Raw genomic sequence first — 23120 nt, forward strand, 5'->3', positions numbered from 1 at the left:
GTCGCCAAGTTGCCTGGAATCATAAGCACGATTGCGCTGCTGATCAAAGAACTGACGCTGCTGGTATCTTACGTAAGGAACAACGCTTTTCCCCAGCCTCTATCGGAGCAGGATGAGAGCAAATACTTAGGCATGATGGCCGAGGGAGACGCCAAGGCACGGAACCTGCTGATCGAGCATAACCTGCGGCTGGTTGCCCATATAGTGAAGAAATTCGACAACACCGGCGAAGACATGGAGGACCTGATCTCCATCGGCACCATCGGGTTGATCAAGGCCATCGAGAGCTACCGCCCGAACAAGGGCACTAAGCTGGCTACTTTTGCCGCCCGTTGTATCGAGAATGAGATCCTGATGCACCTCCGGTCGCTGAAAAAGACCCGCAAGGACGTATCCCTCCACGATCCAATCGGAACGGATAAGGAAGGCAACGAGATCACCCTGATCGATATCCTCGGCTCGGAAGCGGATGATGTGATTAAAGAGGTCGATCTGAAGATTGAGAAGAGCAAGATCTATCGTAATCTGGATATCCTGGATGACCGGGAGAAGGAAGTTGTGGTAGGCCGCTTCGGACTGGACACTGGCGGGGAAGAGCGAACGCAGCGGGAGATTGCGAAGGAGCTGGGGATTTCGCGGAGTTATGTGTCGCGGATTGAGAAGAGGGCGCTGATGAAGCTGTATCATGAGTTTTATAAGGTAAAGCGGTGAGCAACATGTGAATAACTAAAATTAATATTCTTTGAAATAAATTGTATAGTGAGCGACTTGTCTACGGATGAGTTGCTTTTTTATTCTTGCTATAGGAAATGGAATTTAGAAAATACTATTTCATTAGTAGAGAAGAGCAATTGAATGACATACAAAGATATATATGGTCTCATATTCAGTTACTACAATCATATGAGAAATATAACAAAGATATACGAGAAGGGCGGAAAACATTAAATGTGTAGTATTCTTAAACATCTATATAAGTTGAATCAAAGTTCTTAGCAAACCTTGACAAGGAAAAACGAACCATTTGTCGAATAAGAAACAAATCTAAAAAACGGACAAGTGGGGAACATCATGGACAAGCATACCGAACTGGAAAAAGTAACTAACAGTCACTATGGAAGGGCAAGGCACAACATTCCCCACGGTCGGCACATATGATTACGATGATGGAGCATGGATATCTGTATCGACTCAGGACACAGTGCCAGGCTTTTAATTTGAAAAATGTGAAGATGGACAGTGACAAGGTAGCGATTGCATATTTCAAGCAAATGGCACCGCAGCCTGTGGAATACACATTGACCGTCGATCAAGTTGGTACGGGAACAGTAGCCCCTTATGCTGCTGTGACTTCGACAAAATTCCTGAGTTTGAAACGTTAAACCTGACTGCTAGTCCCTCGCTAGGATACAAATTCGAGAAATGGATGATCAACGGTATTGAGATGGGAAGCCCGACTATTAGCGTATTTATGGATCGGGACATGGACGCTATTGCATACTTCTCTCCTATCTCTGTTATGCCGAAGCAATTTGAACTGGTCGTAGAGGTCGTAGGTCAAGGCAAAATCGATGTTACAAACGATCAAACAACTGTCGTATATCAAGATGTGCAGGGAACAGTCGGACAATTTAATGAGGGCAGCAAGGTAGATGCAGTAATGAGTCCAGGTCAGGGGTATGCCTTCTCAAAATGGGTGCTAAATGATCTAGAAGTATCCGACCAGTCGCTTCAATTCATCATGGATGAGGATAAGCTCGTACAAGCTTATTTCGAACCTGTCATTGTTCATCCCGATCCGAAAGGCTCGATAACGGTCGAGTTTGTTGATCAAGATACGAACAGTAAAGTTAAAGCGGATGTCACACTAACTGACTTGCCATTAGGAAACCAATCGTATACAGCGGACTCGATAATCGGGATATACAAGTTAATCGGTGATGCGGTCAAACAAGTGGTGCTGTCAGCCACAGAGCCGTTCAAAAGGTTGCCCTTTTTTTATAAACAGGAAGCCGTTATTCCGACACCGACACCATCGCCAAATCCAGAGCCAGAAGTACCAGAAGTTCCACGGAGTCCAGAGCCTACACCAACGCCCGAGCCAAGTCCTGAACCAAGTCCCAAGCCAACACCAAGCCAGAAATACTAGTCAAACCAGAAACACCACAGAGTTCAGAGCCAACGACGAAGCCTGAACCAACACCAGAGCCAGTACCGACTCCCGAAAATAAACCTACTCATTCTTTGACTCGTTCGGTGATAAGATTGATGCCGGAATTGGAGTAGACATTGACTCGAATACCGATTTTGGTCGAAGAGCATCTTTTGACGAGCCAGAGATACCCAATGACCATTTCAGTCCTGCAGATGCTGAGCCTGAACAGCCAGTAGCTGCCATCGCAGTCGATTCATCAACCAGCGAAGACCTCCCCGCGGCAGAGTCAGACCATAAGGAACCTGTTGGAGTAAGCATCTACACAGATGAAGAGCCAGAAGAAAAAAAAGATTTCGAAGCCAAGGAGACCGTAGCCGAGAGCAGCGCAAAGCTATTTGCCGAGACGAGAGTGGTAATGGAAGCAATTGAATATACAGCACCTCTTCCGGACAATATCGCAGAATCGCCATTAGAGCAACCCGATATGTTGGATGAAGTTGAAGCTTCTCCGTTGTTGCCTGTTATCGAGCAATTAGAAGCCGAATATATCGATCAGACCGCAGCGATCAAAGAGAAAGTTGTTGAGGTAGACAAAGTAACGACCGCTGACCGAGCTGGTAAAGCGGTGAACTGGACAATTCAGACCTTTGTTGTAGCACCAGTAAAGGGGTTATTCAAAGCCCTGCATAATGGGGTCATCAGTCTCTTTGGATTCTTCGGCAGTATCCTGAAATTCCTCGTGATCAGCGCGGTTGCAACGGTAGGACTCTACATCGTAATGGCACATTACTCGGATACTGGTCTTTCGGCGTATGAAATGGCGATGCAGCATTATGAAGCGGTAAAGGGAGTTGTAGTGAAACTCTATAAGGACATATCCTCTGAGGTCAGAGGTGAGGGAGTGGAAGTAACATCCATATCAAATAAATAGCTTGACATTGTACTCAAAGGGGTTACTCTTTTAGTATAAAATTGTAAGGAGTTGGATTTGAATGAGTAGAACCACGATAATCCCATTAATCCCAGGGCAGATTGATATTGTCACTTCGAAAGGGGAATACAACTTTCAAGAGGTATTGGACGATTTCCCCAATGCAGAGAGAATATTCGTAACAACATACAACATTTCAGCACGTCGTAAGGAACTGCTTCGTGCACTTGAAGATGCGACTTCCCATGCCGAGGTTCGTATCATTACGAATATCCCTGACCGATATGAGAGGTACTATGGAGACGCACCACGTGAACGTGCATCAGAAAGTATTGATCGCTATACACAACGCCTTGATCCATCGAACATTGATAACTTAGCTACATCCTTCAATTTCAGTAATCATTCCAAAGTGATTATGACGGATAATATCGCTTATATTGGTTCGGCCAACTATTCCGAAGAGAGCAAACAAAGCAGGGAAACGGGGTTCTTTGTCCGAGGACAGGATTTGGTAAGTATTATCAGAGAGAGTATTGTCCCTATCTTAATCAATGAAGGTATTCCTTACTTCGGAAGCATGTTGGATGATAAGAAAATCCTCCTTTCTTCCTGTTGTCAAGGTTAGAGGGGGCAGCTGCTGTTATTCGTGACGGACTTTTTACGTTTGTAGGTTATCCATATGAGGATCAGGAAATCTACAACATTCACGATCCTTATTTGAAGGTAAGCGATTTAGCGAGTTTACTAGATGTGCTTGATGAAATCGAAGGTGAACTCGATAATGAGTTCCGAGAGGTCGCAGGTTTGGAAAACGTAGCGAATCTTGTTGACATGGATTCTATTACTTCAATCCGTGATCTTTGTGATTATGGTAAACCAATCTATGAACTTGCTGAATTTGATACAGTTGAGTATGCGTCCGATTTACTATCTGAGCAGATGGTTCATAACGAAGACATGAATGATGTTTCACAAGATGCAGTAGATAAGGCTGCTGAACGTCGATATGACTTAGCTGAAGTAGCAGAAGATCCAGTAAACGAGCTATATAACTATTTGGAACAAGTGAAAAATTCATTCCATGCAGCTGTAAACGAAATAAATCGGCTTGAGGATCAGCAGGCAAAAATCGATAATACCAGCCATTATTATAAGCTTAAGACTTAGCTCAAGGGGGCTAATCGGAATGAAAGCATCACCAAAACTCTATCAAGCAATTCTTTGTTGTACTAGAAATGTAAACTACATTATTAGCATGGAGGTATGTTGAATGCCACTAGTTGCAACTTCTAAACTTGCACCACCACAAGATTGGAAAGAATTTGAGTCACTGACTCGTGATGCGTTAAGTGAAAAGTGGAGTTCTCCTGACTTAGAAATGAACGGGAGGCAAGGACAAGACCAAGCTGGCGTTGATATATTCGGAGAAAACCATAAAGGTGAGTTTGTTGGAGTTCAATGTAAGAATACAGAAAACTTGAACCTTCAAACAATAATTGATGAAGCACAAAAGGCAGAATCCTTTAAACCTGCTATTAATGCTTATTACGTTGCCACTACAGGTAAAAGGGATAGTGTATTACAAGAGTCAGTACGATTAGAGAATATAAAAAGAAAAGCGTCTGGAACGTTTAGTATTCAAATATTATTTTGGGATGACATTCAATCAGAGTTAGCTAAAAACACTATGCTCTTTCAAAAATACTACAGTCAATTTATGACACAGCTACCTCAAGAATCGATTGTAAAAGGAAATCGGATGGTAAGTGCGCTTGATCTTGGGTTCTATGGATTGAATGTTAGGGGTATAATGGGGATTTCATTTGGATTGTTTGGTTGTACCGATAAAGATATTAGGGAGTTTTACTCGATGCTTGAATTAATAGAGGAAGCTCTTTCAGTGATTGCAAATACGGAACAGCTACCGAAAAGAATTGAGGCTCTTAATAATTTCAAGAAAGAAATTAATGCCATAGTTGATGGGAAGATTAAAAAGTGGAAAGAAGCTAACGAGTTGGCTGAGGTCTTAGAAGATTCAATTAGAAATTTGACAAGATGGTTAGAGCCGAATGAGGTTAAAATTTTCGGAATAGGTGCTCAGATGGGGACTTGGGATTATTACACTTATTATCATTATGAATCTTATAGTAGGGAAGGTCTTGATAAACTTTCTAAGCGAATCAACGATTTACTACAGCTAGAAAAATTACCGGATGAAATCGAAAATTATATTCATGACTATCTTGATCCAGATAGTGAAATAGGCAAGGTGAGTAATGCACCAACAAGAACGTTTAATTGGGTAAGACAACATTACATGACTACTTGATCTGTATTATATTGTTATTTACTCTATGGGGGTTACTTTGAATATTATTTTAATGAAGCTTTTCGATGGCTACGTTCGCAACTATCATACATACTTTATTTATAGTGGGTGTAAATTGAGACACGATCCTTAATGGGATAAGATAAGAGAAATGTAGGTTCCTTACTGAAAGAGGTGTGCGGCAAAATGGATGATTTAGAATTCTATGAGCAGTGTATTCAGCGATATGCAGAAAGCCAAAGATTGGACTTAGCCGGAGCAGCGGCTTTTTTACAAGACAAGTTGCAGAACGAAACCGATAGTATAACACGGTTGATTTCGGTAAGAAAGCAGATGCTTACGCCGGAAGACCATAATTTGGTTCATCTAGTTGGTAATAATTTTCCTACTCTAATTGGTGATGATAATTCTGCACTTACCAGTATATTAGGAGAGATTTTTAAGGCTAGTCGCATTTATCATCAAGTTAAATCTTTTGAGGAGTATAATCCCTCACAGCCAATTTTTCAGGCGCACCCAGAGCTTTATGATAAGCTCAGAAAGAAGTCGAACGGAAATCCTGATCTAGAGTTAATTCGATTAGATGCAGTTGGATATAAACCGATTCCCGATTTACCAAAACACAGAACTTGTAAGTACAAAGACTCTTTTCTTCTTATTGATAGATACCTCAACTCAATGGTTCCTTCTTATTTAATACATAAATATGGCACCAAAAAATTATACATTCGAGTCGATCCACACATTGTATCTAAAAAGGCGCCGCCACTATCATTAGAAGAAGAGTTTATTCAACCCCCTAACCCGTATTGGATCGAACGATTAATAATTCATCCTGATCAACATGAAGGTAGCGAGTTGTTTTTACCAGAATATACTGCTGAAGATATACAAGGAGATGAATGGAAACGAAAGCAGTGGTGGGAATACCAAATTGATGGCATTCGTAAATTACAAATTGTAGCCACGATGAAGAATGAAGGCAACCAGAAACATTTCAGCATGTCACTAGAGGAACTTTCCGAAGAATCAATTGGTGACGGGATGCTGATTGGAAGAATGATTCACTTGGATGCAATGGATTCGTATGACACACCATTCGATCAGGTGAGACTTAATCATTTGGATCTTGCGATTAACATTTATACAGGGGACAGTATCGAAGAGCGAATGAATTCTACCTTGACCAAAGGCAAGCGAATTACAGACGCGAATTATCGCACTCATCTGATTCGAGCTGACGACATTATGTTCTCCGACCTGCTCGTGATAACCCAAATCTTTTTTCAATCAAAGACAATGGTTAAGGAATGGATTGATAGTCAGTTTCAGTTCCGTTCCGAGTAATGCTTACAAGGTGCAGGGAAAATCTGCACCTCTTTTCTTGTTTGCGTGCCCAGAGGCACGCATTACCTAGTTGGTGAAAGTCCAACCAAAGGAGGGACCAAGCCACCTTTGTAGCTAGGATGCTTGCGCATGGCGAAATCTGTGTGTAAAAGCGCATCGACAAAAGTACCAGTCAGAGACTGGGCGAGCAACAATCCAGGCCGCAACATGAAGTGAATCTTGCCGCGTCGTCAAAAAGGCCCTGCGAAGGGGAAGAGAGGATGCCGAGTCTCGAAACAATAGACGAAGGCCAAGGAAACTGTTCAGAACTTGGAACAGCAGTGAAGAATCCTCCGGCGTATAGGGAACGGCATGGATTGAAAGATAATGCAGTGAACTGGGGAGACCCTCCCCACACGGGAGAAAAAAATTTTTTTTAAGGAACCCGTAGAGAGACGCTCTATAAGTCCAGAAGACGAAGTGAACCGTCTGTGGGAAGGGAGTCCGAGGGGCTTATAGTACCGAAGAACCTAAGGACAACATAACCTTAGGGAGGGAAGGAGCCCTGCTTTGTTTACGCTTTTGGAGGAGGTACGAGTGAGTGAATGCCAAACGGCTAACGACACCCAAGGAAAAAGTTCAAGAACTCCAAGAAAAGCTAGGTCATGCGGCCAAGGAGAACAACAAGCGTAAATTCCACGCCTTGTATGACAAAGTCTACCGGTGGGATGTGCTGTGCGAAGCCTGGAGACGGGTGAAAGCGAATAAGGGAGCTGCGGGAGTAGATGCCGTAACGCTCGCTGAAATCGAGAAACAGGGAGTGACGAGATTTCTCAAAAGATGTGAGCGAGAACTGAAAGCAGGCAGCTACCATCCGCAGCCGGTACGGCGGCACTATATCCCGAAGAAAGACGGGAAGCCAAGACCGCTAGGCATCCCCACCGTGCGTGACCGAGTAGTGCAGATGGCAACCAAGCTGGTGATTGAACCCATCTTTGAAGCCGATTTTAAAGAAGTCTCCTACGGATTTCGTCCGAAGCGAAGTGCGAAAGGAGCGCTGGAACGAATCCGGAAAGCCTGCAACCGCAAAGAAAATTGGGTAGTCGACGTCGATATCCAAGGCTACTTCGACAACATTAATCAGGAGAAGCTCATGAAATGGGTACAAATGCGTATCAATGACAGGCGAATCCTGAAATTAATACGGAAGTGGCTTCATGCGGGAGTGATGGAAGAAGGAAACCTACGGCGCTCCGATCTAGGTACACCCCAAGGTGGCGTCATCTCGCCACTGTTGGCGAATAGATATTTGAACTACTTTGACCGGTTATGGGAGAAACACGGAAGTAGGTTGGGAGAACTGACGAGGTATGCAGACGACTTTGTCGTGGTCTGTAAAACCAAAAAGGATGCAGAACATGCATATGAACTCATCCGCAACATTATGGAATGTCTAGAACTCACGCTACATCCGACCAAAACCCGCATTGTAGGTCTGTGGACAGGAGACGAAGGCTTCGACTTCTTAGGAATGCACCACCGAAAAACGAAAGCAGAAACTTCTCAAGGGAAGTTGTACTATACCACCCAGCAGTGGCTAACGAAGAAGGCAGAGGAACGCATCCGAGGCGTGGTCAAAGACCGATTAGCACCGCCTGGCATGCGCTGGAAATCGTTTGAGGAACACGTGGAATGGCTCAATCCAAAGATACAGGGATGGAGAAATTATTACTACACGAACTACAGCCAAAAGAGGTTAGCGAAGCTGGATTGGTATATTTTGCAGCGATTCACCCGGTGGTATGCAAAGAAGAGAAATCGGAGGAGATGGATGAGTTCATTCCCGGAGGTCAAGTATATGGCCAATAAGTGTGGACTAAAAACGCTATTGTAATCTGCATGCCCATGAATGACAAACATCGGAAAGCCGTATGAGGGAAAACCTCACGTACGGTTTGATGAGGAGGGGCTGGGTCATACCAGCCCTTTACTCTAGATGACTTGTGTACTGTGTTTAATCCTAATCCTAGACTCACATAGTTCAATCACAACTGTGAATCACATATCTCCAATTACTTATGCAAATGCTTCCAGTTCAGTATAATGAGCTTATGCCAATATTCTAAGGTGGTTATCCGAATGAAAGCATCGCAGGAATTTATCAAGCAATTGGAGCTATTATATGAGCAGTATGAGCAAGAAGTAACGGAGAAGCTGAAGGCGGGTCAACTTGAACCTAGCGCGGCTAAGACGTACCTACGTCATTCATCTACATTTGTCAGATGGTGTCGGAATGACTTTGAGACAGGGGTAAGAAAAGCAGGCAGGGGTTAAACTCAAAAGAACAGGGGCGGTGTTATAAGAGTCACCATCCCTGTTCTTTTAATTTATAAAGTTGATTACAGCTTTTCGTACATTTGCTGATTCTGCGGCGTTTTCCCTAATATCTTAAGGGAATTGCTTGCATGCTTCTCAGCGTAGTTTAGGAACATGGAGCCAAGCTTAGTACGATTACCCTTTGCGATCCGGTTCCACTCAAAGCCCCGAAACAGATCTTTGACAAGGAAGACCTCACCTTGAACCAGACTTGGAACAGTTGCTTTGGCAATGTTCATCAAGTCTTCCAAAGAAGTGTTCTTATCGATTAGCATTTTACATCCTCCGTTCTGTTCGAGATTTTCTCGTAGTAGCTAATAGCATATAGCTAGTAGCTATATGCTACACCTGTCATACATATCCGTCAATCCGTTTATCAGGGCATGCTCGATAATTTACTTGCATTAAACCTCCGTCCAAGTTAGAACGGTTACAACCTCAATGGAAGGGGTTATCCCCAAGCTCGTTGAGAACATCGATTCTAATTGGAGGTTAATATGGACCGAAAAGAAGTCGTTAAGGCGCTGAGCGACCATCTAGGAATAGAGCCTAAGTACATGGGAGTTCCGAGCTTCGCTTACCAGATTGAGACTGATACGGAGATTTACTGGATTGACAGAGCGGGTAAAATCACCACATCGAATGGCACGGAGGTTGCTCTCGACAGCTTACTGACCAGTCAGGTTATTGAGAAACAAGAGAAACCTTTAAAATCAGAAGAACCAGTCAGACTAGTCGGACATGTTGATTCAGGTACTCCAGACAAGCCCGCGGCAAACACGAATGTTTCACTGGAAGTAGTTGTCCCGCTGGAAGGTCACACAGGGATAACACTTAGAAATTTGATTAATTTGCTTTACGGCAAACAAGTACTTGTAAAGAGATCGCTTGGTATTGAAGCGAATTTTATCGAAGATAGTTTTGCTAAAGCCATCAATGATGCTAATGTCGATACAATGGAAAAATTCAAGACAGCGATATTTGAAATTGGCAAACAATATTACCCAGGCATCACCTTCAGTTTTGACAGCAGCACGATCAGTTTTGAATTTTTCCCAACTGAACGCACACCCGAGGAGATGCATGTCTATACGCAGCTTGTTGGATTGCTGAACCAGACCGCGATGAATAATGTCTGCAATCGCATCATATGAGTTGCAACTGATAAGAAAAAGGACGATCCGAGGCAGATTGGGAAAAGTTAGAAATGATAAGAAGATTATGCCCATGCGTGTAGCCCCATTTGGTTTTGATAAGTATGAGGAAGGTCAACTAGTAGTAAATGAAACTGAACGTCAGTATGTTCAAATGATTTATGAATGGTATGTACTTGAGAAACTTACTTTGCGTCAAATCGGAGACCGTCTTTACGGTAAAGTTAAACCTAAACGAGCCGAAAGTTCAAACTGGGGAGCATCCAGTATCAGTAAGATCTTGACTTCAGAAATTTATATTGGAAAGTACTATTACAATCGCTGAGAAACTAAGAAGGTTAAAGGCGAACTCACTGATGGAGGTAATCCCAAAAAATCATACACCTTTCGAGACCGTAAGGATTGGTTGACCGTCGATGTTCCCCCGCTTATAGATAGCGAGATGTGGAAACTGGCACAGATGCAACGAGTTCAAAATGATACAAATAAATACGTAGGCAATAAGAAGTATCAGTACTTATTAAAGTCTTTATTGAAATGTGGACATTGCGGAAGAACATATGATGCGACCACTACTAAAGGTGCTAAAGATAAGGAAACCGGTGAGATTGGTAAAAGTCGAAGATATCGTTGCCCTAATACGGTTCCCAAGAAATATGGACCCGAGATTGAAAAATGTATAGCACCTTCTTTTAATGCTGAGCAAATTGAGGACTACATTTGGGGGCAGGTAATCTGAATAATAACTGATCCTGTGAAGTTTGTTAATCAGATCAAGGGTTCCCCCTCCCCCAGAAACACTACACCCCCAACCCGTAACCCCGGGGAGGTACTTCTACTTCTCTTACACAAACTTCTTGACGCTACCCTTGCGGCTTTAAGATATCGGTTAAGTTATATAAAAAACTTATCGAGTATCTATCATGACTGTCCAATAATATCTCAGCAACTATCCGATCAGAGATATCGCTTGTTTTTTACTTGCAAAAAACAGTATGAAGAGCAGAGACAGCCGAATGTACGGTGGTGTGAGAGGAGGGAGGCTCACCGCCTCCTCCTACTCGATTTATAGCATATTCTTGGCGACAAAGCCTATGGCTCCGAAGCGATTCGGAATTGGATCACAGCTAAACAGGCATCCTACACCATCCCGCTTAAAGCGAATAGTCAAAACCCATGGAACGTCGATTGGTATCGGTATAAAGAACGCCACTTAGTGGAGTGCTTTTTCAATAAAATCAAGCACTTTCGCCGTGTGGCTACTCGCTACGATAGACAAGCCAAGTCATTCTTGGCATTTGTATACGTGGCTTCCATTTTTAAATTGACTCAATGAAGAGTTTTCAGACACGACCTAAATGTGAATAGTATAAAAAATTCTTTCTCACAGAAGTAAAAAAGGCTTAAGCTTCCGTTTATCTTAATTAGGAGAGAAAAACTGTGGACATTATTTGTATAAGATTTACATTACTTGAACAAATAACTTCAATAAGTGAATATATGGTTTACTTAAAGTTTTTACCTGAAGAAAAGTGTGAACGTTTAAGTCGATACATTCGTAAAGGGGACTTTCTCCGGTCGCTGGCCGCAGACCTTCTTATCCGTGTACTTCTCGGTAAGCAATTAGGTTTGAAAAATTCAGATATTCAAATTGAATCAAATGCTTATGGTAAGCCATATTTAGCGACATATCCGGTAGAATTCAATGTGTCTCATTCTGGAGAATGGGTTGTAGCTGTAGTTGGTCAAAGTCCTGTCGGTATAGACGTGGAGAAGATTCAACCAATAGAGATGGATATTGCTAAAAGGTTCTTCGCGGAGAAATAATATAAAGAATTAATTTTAAAGGATGAAAAGGAGAAAATTCAGTATTTTTATGATTTATGGACATTAAAGGAAAGCTATATTAAAGCTTATGGTCAAGGCTTGACCATCCCATTAAATTTAGTATCATTTTCGGTTAACGGTAATGATATTTTATTTGAGAATAGGCACAGCCCTGAGCGTTATTATTTTCGTCAATATCAGGTACATCCTCAGTACAAGTTAGCTGTGTGCAGCTTAAGTGAGGATTTTCCGCCAAAATTCATAATATGGGGTCTTGATCAATTATTAGACGCTGTAAGGCAGTTGGAAGATAGTTTTGGAGAGCATGTTTGAGTAAGGGATGAACAAATATTGATCCAATTTGTCTTATACCTGATGCCCTCACGCCCTGATATGAACAAGGTGGGGGCATCAGGTATTTGTATTATCAATAAAATAACAGGGTTTGGGAAATATGATATTTAGTACATTAAACTTTAAAAAAACAAAGTAATATGAATAATAAGGAAATATTTTGATTAATATGGGGGGGATATTATTAGGGAGGCAAGAGTTTGGAAATTAAATTGTATATGAAGTATCCAATTATTGATTGCTATCCAAATCATGCAAACTTACTATCGATAATCTCACAAAATAAGAATTATTTAGACTGGGTTTTTAATATTTATCTGCAATTATTCGCCGACAAAAATGACTATATAAAAGATATTCTGAGATTAGACTTTTATACAAATAATCATTTCCATTTTTGCTCATGGATTAATCTGCAAAAAGTGTCAAGAAAAATGGTGGATAGGCTTTACAGGTCTTTCACTGATTTTCTTAAAGATATTCTAAAAAGTCTTATGTGTATCTGCTGGTTGATACTTTTTATATTTCGAAATACACCGACACTTTCCAACAAACACATCAGGAACATGATATTTTATCTTTGGAGTAGATACTGACAGAATGGTATTTTATACTGCAGATAACTATGCTAATGGAAGACATAGCTATACAGAAGTTTTGTTTAGCGAATTGAATGCAGCCTACGAAAGTTTTAATATTTTGGATCTTGAAGATTGGTTGGAAGGAATTAAACTTGTCAATTACGAGGTGGAAAACTACTTTGGGATTTAAAGAATGGGAACCGTAGAGAGATATTGTAATCCTAATGATCAATGGATGAGTCATGTAAGTGATATGGGGTTTATATGGGAAAATATCACATTATGGTTAACTTTTTAATGTGTGCCAAAGAGGTTTGGAATAAATGTCCTTTATATGTATTGTGGCAGCACAAAAAAGTTATGTTAATGAGATTAGAATATTTGGAACCAAAAAGAATAGTTACGAATTCCTATATTAGCGATTACTTGGAGATTGAACGTGATTCTCACTTGGTCAGCAAATTATATATTAAGTATATATTTACAAAGAATGAATCGTTAAAGATAAAATAATCAATAACCTACAAAAAATTCAGTCGCACGAAAGGGAAGTACTAGCTAAAGTATTGAATGAATTGATGTGTGAACGCGATATATCTGACATTGCTGCAATACAATAATCATACTGAAGAATTTAATATTGTAAACGCAAACATTGGACTAATAAAGTTGGAACAATTCCCTGCCAGTAAAGCCAATACTCTTAAATTAGTGAAGGTGATCTCCTGTGGGTTGGTACGCATTGTATGTTGAAAGCGGTAAGGAAGAAATAGTAACCGACTATTTAATGAAGCAGCATCCGAGTTACAAGTTTGTCCTGCCTAGACGTTATTTGACGGAAAGGAGAGGCGGAGAAACGGTTGCAACGTTAAAATTATTATTTCCAGGCTATATTTTTGCGAATATCGATTCAGGACTAAACTTCCAGAAGTATTACGACTTAAAAAAAACACCTCATTTATACCGTTTAATTAATTACGATACAGAATATTTAAAGCTAGAGTTAAAAAACGTGAAGAAAGTTAACAAAGAGTACTGTGAAACTTTAAAAAGTGAAGCATTTCAAAATAGTTATTTTAAAGAGGTGGATGAAAAGGATTTATTATTTATAACTAACTTGCTCGATGATGGCCATATTATTCAGCCCTCTAATTTTAGAATTAAAGACGGTATAATAGAAGTGGTTTCCGGGCCTCTGGTAGGAAAAGAATATTTGATAAAAAAGATTGATAAGCGCAAGCACAAGGTGAAAATACATGTCTCATTACTTTACGAAGAAAAGGATTTTTACATAGAAGGTAATTATATAGACAACTAATAAGTGTAGTAGAGTTTTTTGAAGTTTCCCGCAGAATTAACACATTTTAAAAATGTTCCATTTTTGTCGAATTTATCTATTGATATATATATAATTCAAGCTGATAATTTAATAGAAGTCTCTATAAGTTATACGTTGTTTCGGCACGATAACCGCTAATGGAGATCATATATTTATAGTTCCCGTAGTGCAGGTGGATACTTGGATGACATGGTGAAACTATGTCTTTATAAGGCAATCAATTAATAAATGCATCTCTGAAACGAAAAAGGTGAGACACCCAGTGTCTTGTCTTTTTTTTATATTATTATATGTACGGAGGTAGTTAGTTATGGAGGAAAGGGACGTACAATATTATCCTTTAACCCATCCTCAACGCAGGGTTTGGGTTATTGAGGAAATTTATTCAGGAACATCCGTCCATAATATTGGCGGCCCGGTAAACATTGGAGGGATGGTTAACTTCAAATTAATGGAGCAAGCTATAAAATCCGTCATCAGAAGCAACGAAGGAATCCGGGTACAGCTAAAAAAAGTAAACGGCGTTGTCATGCAGTTTATAGCGGAATATAGAAGTGAGGATATTGACATCCCTATTATTGATTTCCGCAGTCATAAAGTACCGGAACAAGCATTCGATGACTGGGTGAAGGAAGAAGCGCAACTGCCATTCTTCAAAGAAAACAGTAATCTTTTCCGTTTTGTGATGTACATATTAAATGATAGACAATGCGGTTATTTTGTTAAATTACATCATATTATAGCGGATGGCTGGTCCATCCATTTGTTAACAAATCAGATTGCAGATCACTATAAGCAATTTACAGGAATTCAGGAATATGCGGGTGCAGACGCACTGCCGTTCAGTGAGTATATTGCAATTGAAAACAATTATTTATCTTCAAAGCGGCGTTTAAAGGATAAAGCGTTCTGGTGTGACAAGTTTAACATCATACCAGAAGATTGTAGCTCAGTCCATTTAGAGGTAAAGAAAGGGTGTAGAGAATCATTTATTCTAGACCCGCATACAGCTGCTCAATGGAAACAATATGTTAGAGATAATGAAATTACAATTAACACATTCTTTATAAGTATGTTCGTTGCGTATTTTTATTTGTATTTAAACAAGTCTGAACTGGTAATCGGAACTCCGGTATTGAACCGTTCAGGGAAAAAGGAAAAAGGAATCTTCGGTATGTTCACAAGTACGATGCCGTTCAGGTTCAGGGTGGAGCCTAGTACATCTGTATTGGAGACATTTAAATCCATCCAAAGGGAACTCAAGGAATGCTACTTCCACCAGAAGTATCCCTATGACATGATGATTCACGACCTCAAAGAACGACACCCACATATAAACGGACTGATGAAAATAAGCATCAATTATTACAATACGGCGTTGCCTAATGCTATCAATGATCTGAAAGTTGAAAATAAGGAATTCTACAATGGATGTCAGCTGTACGACCTGCATGTCATCATCAGAGATTGGGACGCAGACGGCGCTCTTACAATTGATATTGACTACAAAACAGATTTGTATTGCAGGGATCAGATCAATCATATGTATGGGACAATTACAGATATCGCGGAACAAATGATAAAGCATCCTCTTAATAGCATACTTGGCCTTCATGTCCCGACTGAGAGTGATAATATCCGGGAAGAGTATAACCGTACAGAATCCGCATATCCCCGGAATAAGCTTGTCTATCAATTATTTGAAGAGTATGTGGATGAATGTCCGGATGCACGGGCTGTAAGCTTCGGCTCAGAGGTTATGACGTATGACCAACTGAACCGGAAGGCCAACCAGCTTGGAAGATTTCTGAGGTCAAGGAATGTGGGTGTGGAATCGGTAGTAGGCATCCTTACCCGACATTCCATTGAGACGGTTATCAGTATACTTGCAGTCTTGAAGACGGGAGGCGCATATCTTCCTTTGGACCCGTCTTATCCGCCGGATCGAATAAAGTATATGCTGCAGGATGCGAATGTACAGATACTTCTTGTTAATAATACATCGTTTCCCGACAATGATTTCTGGGGGGAAGTCGTCCATGTTCAAGACTCATCCCTGTACAATGGGGAAGACAGGAATTTGAACGTTGTGAATTCCCCAGAAGATCTTGCGTATGTGATCTATACTTCGGGATCAACCGGGAGACCCAAAGGTGTCATGATTGAGCATCGCAATTTGGTGAACTATATCTGGTGGGCAAAGCAAGTTTATGTTAAAGCACCCCGCGAGGTGTTTGCATTCTATTCTTCACTCGCCTTTGATCTAACAGTAACCTCCGTCTTTACGCCATTGTTGAGCGGCGGCGAGATCGCAGTGTATGAGGATAATGCGTATGAATATGTTTTTTATCGGATATTTAAAGACAAACATGCGACGGTTGTGAAGGCCACACCCTCACATTTGAACTTAATAAAGGACAAAATATATAAGGAGTCCTGTGTCCATACATTAATCGTCGGCGGTGAGGATTTGAAGCAGGCGTTGGCACAGGCCGTCTATGACAATTTTGACGGGAACATCCGCATTTACAACGAATATGGTCCGACAGAAACGACGGTAGGTTGTATGATCCACCGCTTTGAGCCGCAACTGGAAAGGGCTGCGTCGGTCTCTATCGGGAAACCCAGCCATAATAACCGAATCTATATACTCGATGAAAAACAAAGGCCAGTTCCTACAGGGGTATCCGGGGAGATTTATATCTCAGGGGATAGTGTCGGGAGAGGCTATATGAATCAACCAGAGACAACTAAAGATAAATTTATGGAAGATCCGTTTAATAAAGGGAACCGGATGTACCGCACAGGAGACTTGGGAAAATTATTAGCCTCAGCCAGTTGCTTGGAGTATCTCGGGCGGATGGACCAGCAAGTGAAGATTAGAGGCTTCAGGGTGGAATTACCGGAAATTGAGAACCTTTTGCTGAAGCACAGGAATATTGAGCATGTGACGATTGTTGACCATAATATCAACGGGGCTGTTGCTTTAGTCGCTTATTATGTTGCCAAGAAGGATATTAACGATAAGGACCTTCGACGTTTTGTATCCGGGCAGCTGCCGGATTATATGTGTCCGCTTTACTTTATCAGGATGGATACAATGCCCCTTACCCCCAACGGGAAAATTGACCGTTCGGCACTTCCGGTTCCTGAGCAGGGTGCTTCTGATTCAACGGAGCGCCTAGTGACAGAGAGGGGAGCAGCGGAACATGACATCAGCGGGTTATTTCTTTCTGTCGTCCAAAATATTCTCAATGTCTCCCAATTATCCCTAAAGGATAACTTTTACCATGTGGGGGGCGATTCCATAAAAGCTATTCAAATTGCTTCCGCATTATTAGACCAGTTCGGCTTAAAAATAAGTGTACGGGATATCTTGTCGTTTCCTGTTATTGAACAGATGATAGATTGTTTAGAATTGAATACTGGTAGCGTACAGGAAGTGCTTCAAGGAAATATTGAGGATACACCGATTGTGCGCTGGTTTAAGTCGCAGCAGTTAGCCAGCCCGGGGCACTATATGCAATCGGTGGTACTTAACATGAAGCGGAACACCGATAAGAATATGCTGCAACGGGCGGTTCAAGAGCTCATCCGTGTACATGATGGCTTAAGAATTAACCTGGACAAAGAATCGGGTAGCATGTTCTATAATAACCGGCATTTAAACGTTCCGTTAGTAGTTGGCTCTTATGACCTCAGCGGGCTGTCCGCAGGGGAGCAAGCTGAGCAAATGGACCACATCAGTTTCCAGTTAAACAGGGCTTTTGACCTGAATAATGACCTCTTATTGAGAGTATGCTTGGCGGATTTAGGCGCACAGAGACAAGTATGTATGATCGTGGCCCATCATCTTATCATAGACGGAGTATCCTGGCGGATCCTCTTGCGCGACCTGGACGGACTGATCGGGAAAGGGGGAGCTTTTTCTGCCAATTCCTTGGTGAGAACCCATTCGCTTAAAGAATGGTCCGATGCGATGATTTGCAGGCTGGACGATCTGGAGCAGGAAGAGCAAGAATATTGGAGCGTGGTTGCCGCTAAGTCGGCTTCTTTTCAAGGGGATGATCAGGAAGTAGCCCGGGAAGATGATATCATCGCAAATTGTATTGTGCATGAATGGGGATTCAGTGAGGAAACCACGCTTCATTTGACCACTGCAGCCAACGTGAGGCTTCATTCTTCTATGAATGAATTGCTATTGTTGTCCTTTATAAGGACCATGAACGATTTAACAGGGGAACTCGATATAGTCTTTGAATTAGAAGGGCATGGACGAGATGGCCTGGATACGGATATTGATTTGAGCAGGACGGTGGGATGGTTCACTTCCATTTATCCGGTGAGAATAACGTTAGGGTCAGGCAGCCTGCAGAACCAACTGGGCGAGTTGAGAGACCAACTCCAGGCAATTCCGAATAAGGGTAACGGATTTGGTCTTTTACAATATCATAAGGGTTTGTTTACAGGGACATGCCAGAAATATATCCGGTTCAATTATCTGGGAGATCTGGCGCTTGACATGGACAGTTTTGATCTCGACCTAACCAAGCGGAAATATGAGAATCACCCGGGCAATCAATGTACATCCCTGATGGACATCAATATTTATATAATCAACCGCCGGCTTTTTACAGAAATATGCTATAACCATAAGCGCTATACAATGAAGTCTATTCACCGGTTAGCGGCAATCTTCAAGGAGAATATTGAGAGGATCGCCCAATGGGGGGCAGATTCAGGGGCAGCAGGCAGACGTTCCAATTTAGATTTTCATTCCGTCGATTTAACGCAGGATGAGGTGAATTACATTCTAGATTCATTATAAGTGAGGAAGGAACGTCATAATGAAGAGGATTGTTTTTAGCAATGGGGTTATAGTTGCGGCTGTTTGCATTATCCTTTTGATGTCTGTATGTACAGGGTATGCATTTGCTTCCGGAGGCAATAGTGGCGATCCTTCCAGTCAACTCGAAGAGATTGAAGGGTATATCAATAAACAAATGCGCGAGGGGAGAATACCCGGTATTTCCGTTGTCGTAGTGAAGGATAACAAAACTATATTAAAAAAGGGTTACGGATATGCGGATAAGCAGAACAAAGTCAAGGTGTCTCCTGATACTCTCTTTGAATTGGGCTCGACAAGCAAAGCTTTTACAGCGATAGGAGTTCTTCAATTAGTAGAAAACGGATTAATCCGCTTAGAGGATCCTGTGACCAAATATCTGCCGTGGTTTGAGGCAAGCTATTCCGGTGAATATAAAGGGCACCAAATATCGGAGAAGGTCCCAATTACCCTTGAACAGCTGCTTCATCACACAAGTGGCATTCCTTTTAAAACGATTGGGGATATCCCTATTGACAGCACATCCATGGCGCTGGAGAACACTGTTAAAAATGTGAGTGGCGTTCATCTTGATTTTTATCCGGGTGAGCGTTTTTTGTATGCGACTATTAATTATGACATTCTTGGGCTCATCATAGAGAAATGTACCGGCCAGTCCTTCGAGGACTATCTGCAGAATGAAGTCATGCTGAAACTGGGAATGAATCAAACCTACCTAGGCCGAAATAAATCGGACAGTGGACGGATTGCAGAGGGCTATAAGCTGAAATTTTTAAGAGCTGCAGCCTATCAGGCGCCGGAATACCGCGGAAATACACCTGCAGGCTATATTATTTCTAACGCAAGTGACACTGAGCGTTGGCTGCAGATCCAGCTTGGAAAAGCCGAACTGCCATCTTCATTGGCAAAACTGATTAGTGCATCTCATGAGCCGGACAGATCGGTTATGCCTGGGCCGAACGGTTCTTCCTATGCCGCAGGGTGGAACGTTTTTCAGAAGGGCGGAGGGGAGCTTTCACATGCTGGCTCGAACCCCAATTATTCTTCATTCTTTTCAATTCGTCCCTCGGATGGCGTGGGAGTAGCTGTCTTGGCAAATCTGAACAGCTCATATACAGAGCTGATCGGGCAAGGAATTACAGAAATTCTACAGGGCTATGAACCTTCGAATGCTATAACCGGAGATACTTACAAGTCGGCTGACACAATATCCTTTGTAATCTTTTGTGTAGCGGTACCGGCATCTTTAGCTATTATGTTCTTTTTGATCATGTCTCTGATTCAAATTCACAGGCAAGGCTGGAGAGCAAAGGGGAATTTCATTCAATCCTTTTTAAAAGTATTATTTGCCCTTATTGTTCTTCTCTCCGTCGGTTTTTCCTTATACAAAATGCCGGCCCTCTTGTTTTGGGGATTGCCTTGGAGTTTTGTTAACGTATGGGCACCAAACAGCGTAATTTACGCTGTTGCTCTGCTATACGTTACGGTGGGTTTGTTTGTTGTCTATAGTCTGATTTCTTCAATCTTTGAAGCGAAAGAAAAAAGACAAGGATTGATATTCTCTCTGATCTCCTTAAGTTTACTAAGCGGGTTTGGCAACGCCCTAATCATCTTTGTCATCAACGAAGCGCTGAATCGTAATGGTGATACAGATACAGCTTTGGTTATGTATTTTGTTCTGGGGATCTTGATTTATGTATTCGGTCAGAGGATTGTAAGATCTAAATTTATTCATATAACAAATAACCTGGTGTACGAAAAAAGATCCGAGCTGATTACCAAAATTCTAGGTTCGGATTATGAGCAGTTCGAGAAGATCGATAACGGCAAGCTGTATGCCGGGCTTAATAACGATACAGAGAACATCAGCAATTTTGTGAATATTTTCGTTTCGTTGATTACAAATATTGTAACGTTGCTTTGTTGCTTTATCTATCTCGGTGTTATCAACTTTTATGGTCTTTTATCCTCAATCATTTTTATTGCTATTGCTGCGGGTTTGTATTTTGCCACCGGTAAATCAGCGAATAAATTATGGGAGGAAACCCGAGATTCGCAGAACCTTTTCTTCGGTTTCATTCGTGACATGGTCGACGGATTTAAAGAACTCAACTTGAATAGGAGAAAACGCTCCGAATTTCATGAGGATATGATGGAATGTTGCGATAATTACAAAAGAAAGCAAATTGCCGGGAATTTGAAATTCACGAACGTTTTTGTTATTGGGGAGCTATTGTTTACTTTTGTAATTGGTGTCGTAGTATTTTTGTTTCCGGTCATATTTGATAATGTGCAAAATAACTCTTTGCGCAGCTATGTATTGGTCTTTCTTTACATGACAGGTCCTGTTAACGGAGTTCTGAATGCGATCCCTAACCTGTTTCAGATCAGAATTAGCTGGAACAGATTAAATCAATTGATTGATCTGCTGGGGAACGGGACGGTGGATTCAATAGAACCCGCTCCGGCAACCCCTGACAGAGAGCGAAAGAGAATAGACCTCCAGTTAAAGGAAGTTGCATTCAGATATAATACCGAAAGTGGGCATGAGTTTCTGCTCGGTCCCCTCTCTTGTTCGTTTAAGTCTGGAGAGGTAACTTTCATAACAGGAGGAAACGGGAGCGGCAAATCCACTCTGGCCAAAATAATCACAGGGTTGTATTCCCAACATTCCGGCAGCATCTCGCTTAACGGGGAGGAGTCAGGGTCAGAGCAATTGAAGGGTTTATACACAACCGTCTTCAACGACTATTATCTGTTCAAAAAGCTGTATGGAATGAACGAAGATAACCGGTTGAAGGATGCCTTAGTAGATGATCTGCTTGCTGAATTGCAGGTTGCGGACAAAGTAAGAATTGAAAACGGAGAGTTTAGCACCGTAGATCTCTCTACCGGACAACGAAAAAGATTGGCGCTGTTTGTAAGTTATATAGAGGATAAACCGATTTTTCTTTTTGACGAATGGGCGTCTGATCAAGACCCCGAATTCCGCAGCTACTTCTACAGTCATTTGTTGTTTCAGTTGAAGGAAAAATCGAAATGTGTAATTGTCATTACTCATGATGATCAATACTTCCATCTGGCAGATCAAATTATAAAGATGGATTTGGGGAAAATTGTGCCCCAATCGCAATACATAGCATCAGCTCTTATCTTTGCCGCAAAGGATGAATTAGTTCAATGAATGAAAAAATGCGCATCTATTGTCTTCCTCATGCCGGGGGTTCAGCGATGATGTACCACAAGTGGAAAAAATATTTCAATCCGGAGATAGGGATCATGCCTATCGAATTGGCCGGAAGGGGCAAACGGTTTACAAATGCTTTGTATGATCGGTTTGATGAGGCGGTCGAAGATGTATTCCAACAAATAACGTCAACCTTGGACTCCGCCCCTTTCTTTCTATTTGGACATAGTATGGGTAGCTGGCTGGCACTCGAGGTAACCTATCAGCTGATTGAGCACGGTTATCCTGAACCCAAAGGATTATTTCTGTCAGGCAGAAGGCCTCCTCACGTAGCGGGCGATAAAACAGTGTATCACACTCTTTCCAACGATAAATTTATCGAAGCGGTGTTGAAACTGGGAGGCGCGAACCCGGAGGTATTTGAGAATGAGGATTTAGCCAAAATCTTTATCCCCATTTTACGGTCCGACTTTAAGATGCTTGAGAATTACACATATAACAAGAAGAATAAGCTTACCTGTGATCTGTATGCTTTGATGGGTGAAGAGGATGCACTGGTTTCTTATCCGATCATGGAGCAATGGAAGGAATATTCAGATGGACCTACGGAGATTCGGTTATTCAACGGCGGACATTTCTACCTAAATGATAGAGAAGAGGAACTGATCCGATACCTGAACAGCCGAATCCTTGTGTCACAATAAGAGGGTGG

The 23120-nt window shown here is 41.7% G+C and carries 17 protein-coding genes; 16 read left to right on the forward strand and 1 reads right to left on the reverse strand.

The window, feature by feature from the left end:
• Positions 1-9 precede the first annotated feature (9 nt).
• The 8 genes from sigK to ltrA all read left to right on the forward strand — a co-directional run bounded on the left by sigK (position 10) and on the right by ltrA (position 8638).
• Positions 10-711 carry an RNA polymerase sporulation sigma factor SigK gene (gene sigK / locus NST69_RS05535; RefSeq protein WP_036691086.1) on the forward strand — a complete coding sequence of 234 codons (702 nt, stop codon included), beginning with the start codon at positions 10-12 and terminating at the stop codon, positions 709-711.
• 673 nt (positions 712-1384) lie between these two features.
• Positions 1385-2149, forward strand: coding sequence for a hypothetical protein (locus tag NST69_RS05540; protein WP_340980809.1), 765 nt, complete (start codon positions 1385-1387; stop codon positions 2147-2149).
• A gap of 421 nt (positions 2150-2570) precedes the next feature.
• Positions 2571-3086: a hypothetical protein gene (locus NST69_RS05545; protein ID WP_036727767.1), complete on the forward strand. Its 516-nt coding sequence runs from the start codon at positions 2571-2573 to the stop codon at positions 3084-3086.
• Positions 3087-3147: 61 nt separating this feature from the next.
• Complete coding sequence (locus tag NST69_RS05550; RefSeq protein ID WP_051478203.1) at positions 3148-3714, forward strand: phospholipase D-like domain-containing protein; 567 nt, start codon at positions 3148-3150, stop codon at positions 3712-3714.
• Complete coding sequence (locus NST69_RS05555; RefSeq protein WP_036727769.1) at positions 3702-4256, forward strand: hypothetical protein; 555 nt, start codon at positions 3702-3704, stop codon at positions 4254-4256. Before NST69_RS05550 ends, NST69_RS05555 begins: the two co-directional genes overlap by 13 nt.
• Before the next feature lie 103 nt (positions 4257-4359).
• The gene (locus tag NST69_RS05560) at positions 4360-5418 is read left to right on the forward strand and encodes a hypothetical protein (RefSeq protein ID WP_051478204.1); all 1059 of its coding nucleotides are present in this window, start codon (positions 4360-4362) and stop codon (positions 5416-5418) included.
• A gap of 186 nt (positions 5419-5604) precedes the next feature.
• Positions 5605-6765 carry a hypothetical protein gene (locus NST69_RS05565; RefSeq protein ID WP_036727771.1) on the forward strand — a complete coding sequence of 387 codons (1161 nt, stop codon included), beginning with the start codon at positions 5605-5607 and terminating at the stop codon, positions 6763-6765.
• 580 nt (positions 6766-7345) lie between these two features.
• Entirely contained in the window at positions 7346-8638 is a 1293-nt protein-coding gene (gene ltrA, locus NST69_RS05570) for a group II intron reverse transcriptase/maturase (protein WP_036727773.1), read from the forward strand.
• Positions 8639-9143: 505 nt separating this feature from the next.
• On the opposite strand, the gene NST69_RS05575 is transcribed toward ltrA, so the two are convergent.
• Entirely contained in the window at positions 9144-9359 is a 216-nt protein-coding gene (locus tag NST69_RS05575) for a single-stranded DNA-binding protein (protein WP_036727966.1), read from the reverse strand.
• A gap of 258 nt (positions 9360-9617) precedes the next feature.
• On the opposite strand from NST69_RS05575, the gene NST69_RS05580 reads away from it, so the two are divergent.
• The 8 genes from NST69_RS05580 (at position 9618) to NST69_RS05615 (ending at position 23112) form a co-directional block, all read left to right on the forward strand.
• Positions 9618-10274: a hypothetical protein gene (locus tag NST69_RS05580; RefSeq protein WP_051478205.1), complete on the forward strand. Its 657-nt coding sequence runs from the start codon at positions 9618-9620 to the stop codon at positions 10272-10274.
• A 37-nt stretch (positions 10275-10311) separates the two neighbouring features.
• Positions 10312-10599 (forward strand): recombinase family protein, encoded by a 288-nt coding sequence (locus NST69_RS05585; protein ID WP_342548706.1) that lies wholly within the window; start codon positions 10312-10314, stop codon positions 10597-10599.
• Between the two features lie 750 nt (positions 10600-11349).
• Positions 11350-11610 (forward strand): transposase, encoded by a 261-nt coding sequence (locus NST69_RS05590; protein ID WP_081751259.1) that lies wholly within the window; start codon positions 11350-11352, stop codon positions 11608-11610.
• A 104-nt stretch (positions 11611-11714) separates the two neighbouring features.
• Positions 11715-12101: a hypothetical protein gene (locus NST69_RS05595; protein WP_051478208.1), complete on the forward strand. Its 387-nt coding sequence runs from the start codon at positions 11715-11717 to the stop codon at positions 12099-12101.
• A gap of 1662 nt (positions 12102-13763) precedes the next feature.
• A complete protein-coding gene (gene loaP / locus NST69_RS05600; protein ID WP_036727781.1) occupies positions 13764-14354 on the forward strand; it encodes an antiterminator LoaP in 591 nt (196 codons plus the stop codon).
• Between the two features lie 331 nt (positions 14355-14685).
• A complete protein-coding gene (locus NST69_RS05605; RefSeq protein ID WP_340955298.1) occupies positions 14686-19203 on the forward strand; it encodes an amino acid adenylation domain-containing protein in 4518 nt (1505 codons plus the stop codon).
• A gap of 19 nt (positions 19204-19222) precedes the next feature.
• Complete coding sequence (locus NST69_RS05610; protein WP_340955297.1) at positions 19223-22405, forward strand: cyclic peptide export ABC transporter; 3183 nt, start codon at positions 19223-19225, stop codon at positions 22403-22405.
• Positions 22402-23112, forward strand: a complete 711-nt coding sequence (locus tag NST69_RS05615) for an alpha/beta fold hydrolase (RefSeq protein ID WP_036727785.1) — start codon at positions 22402-22404, stop codon at positions 23110-23112. Before NST69_RS05610 ends, NST69_RS05615 begins: the two co-directional genes overlap by 4 nt.
• The last annotated feature ends 8 nt before the right edge of the window (positions 23113-23120 follow it).

Origin of the sequence: Paenibacillus sp. FSL P2-0089 (assembly GCF_038595095.1) — a bacterium.
Taxonomy (GTDB): Bacteria; Bacillota; Bacilli; order Paenibacillales; family Paenibacillaceae; genus Paenibacillus_AQ; species Paenibacillus_AQ silagei.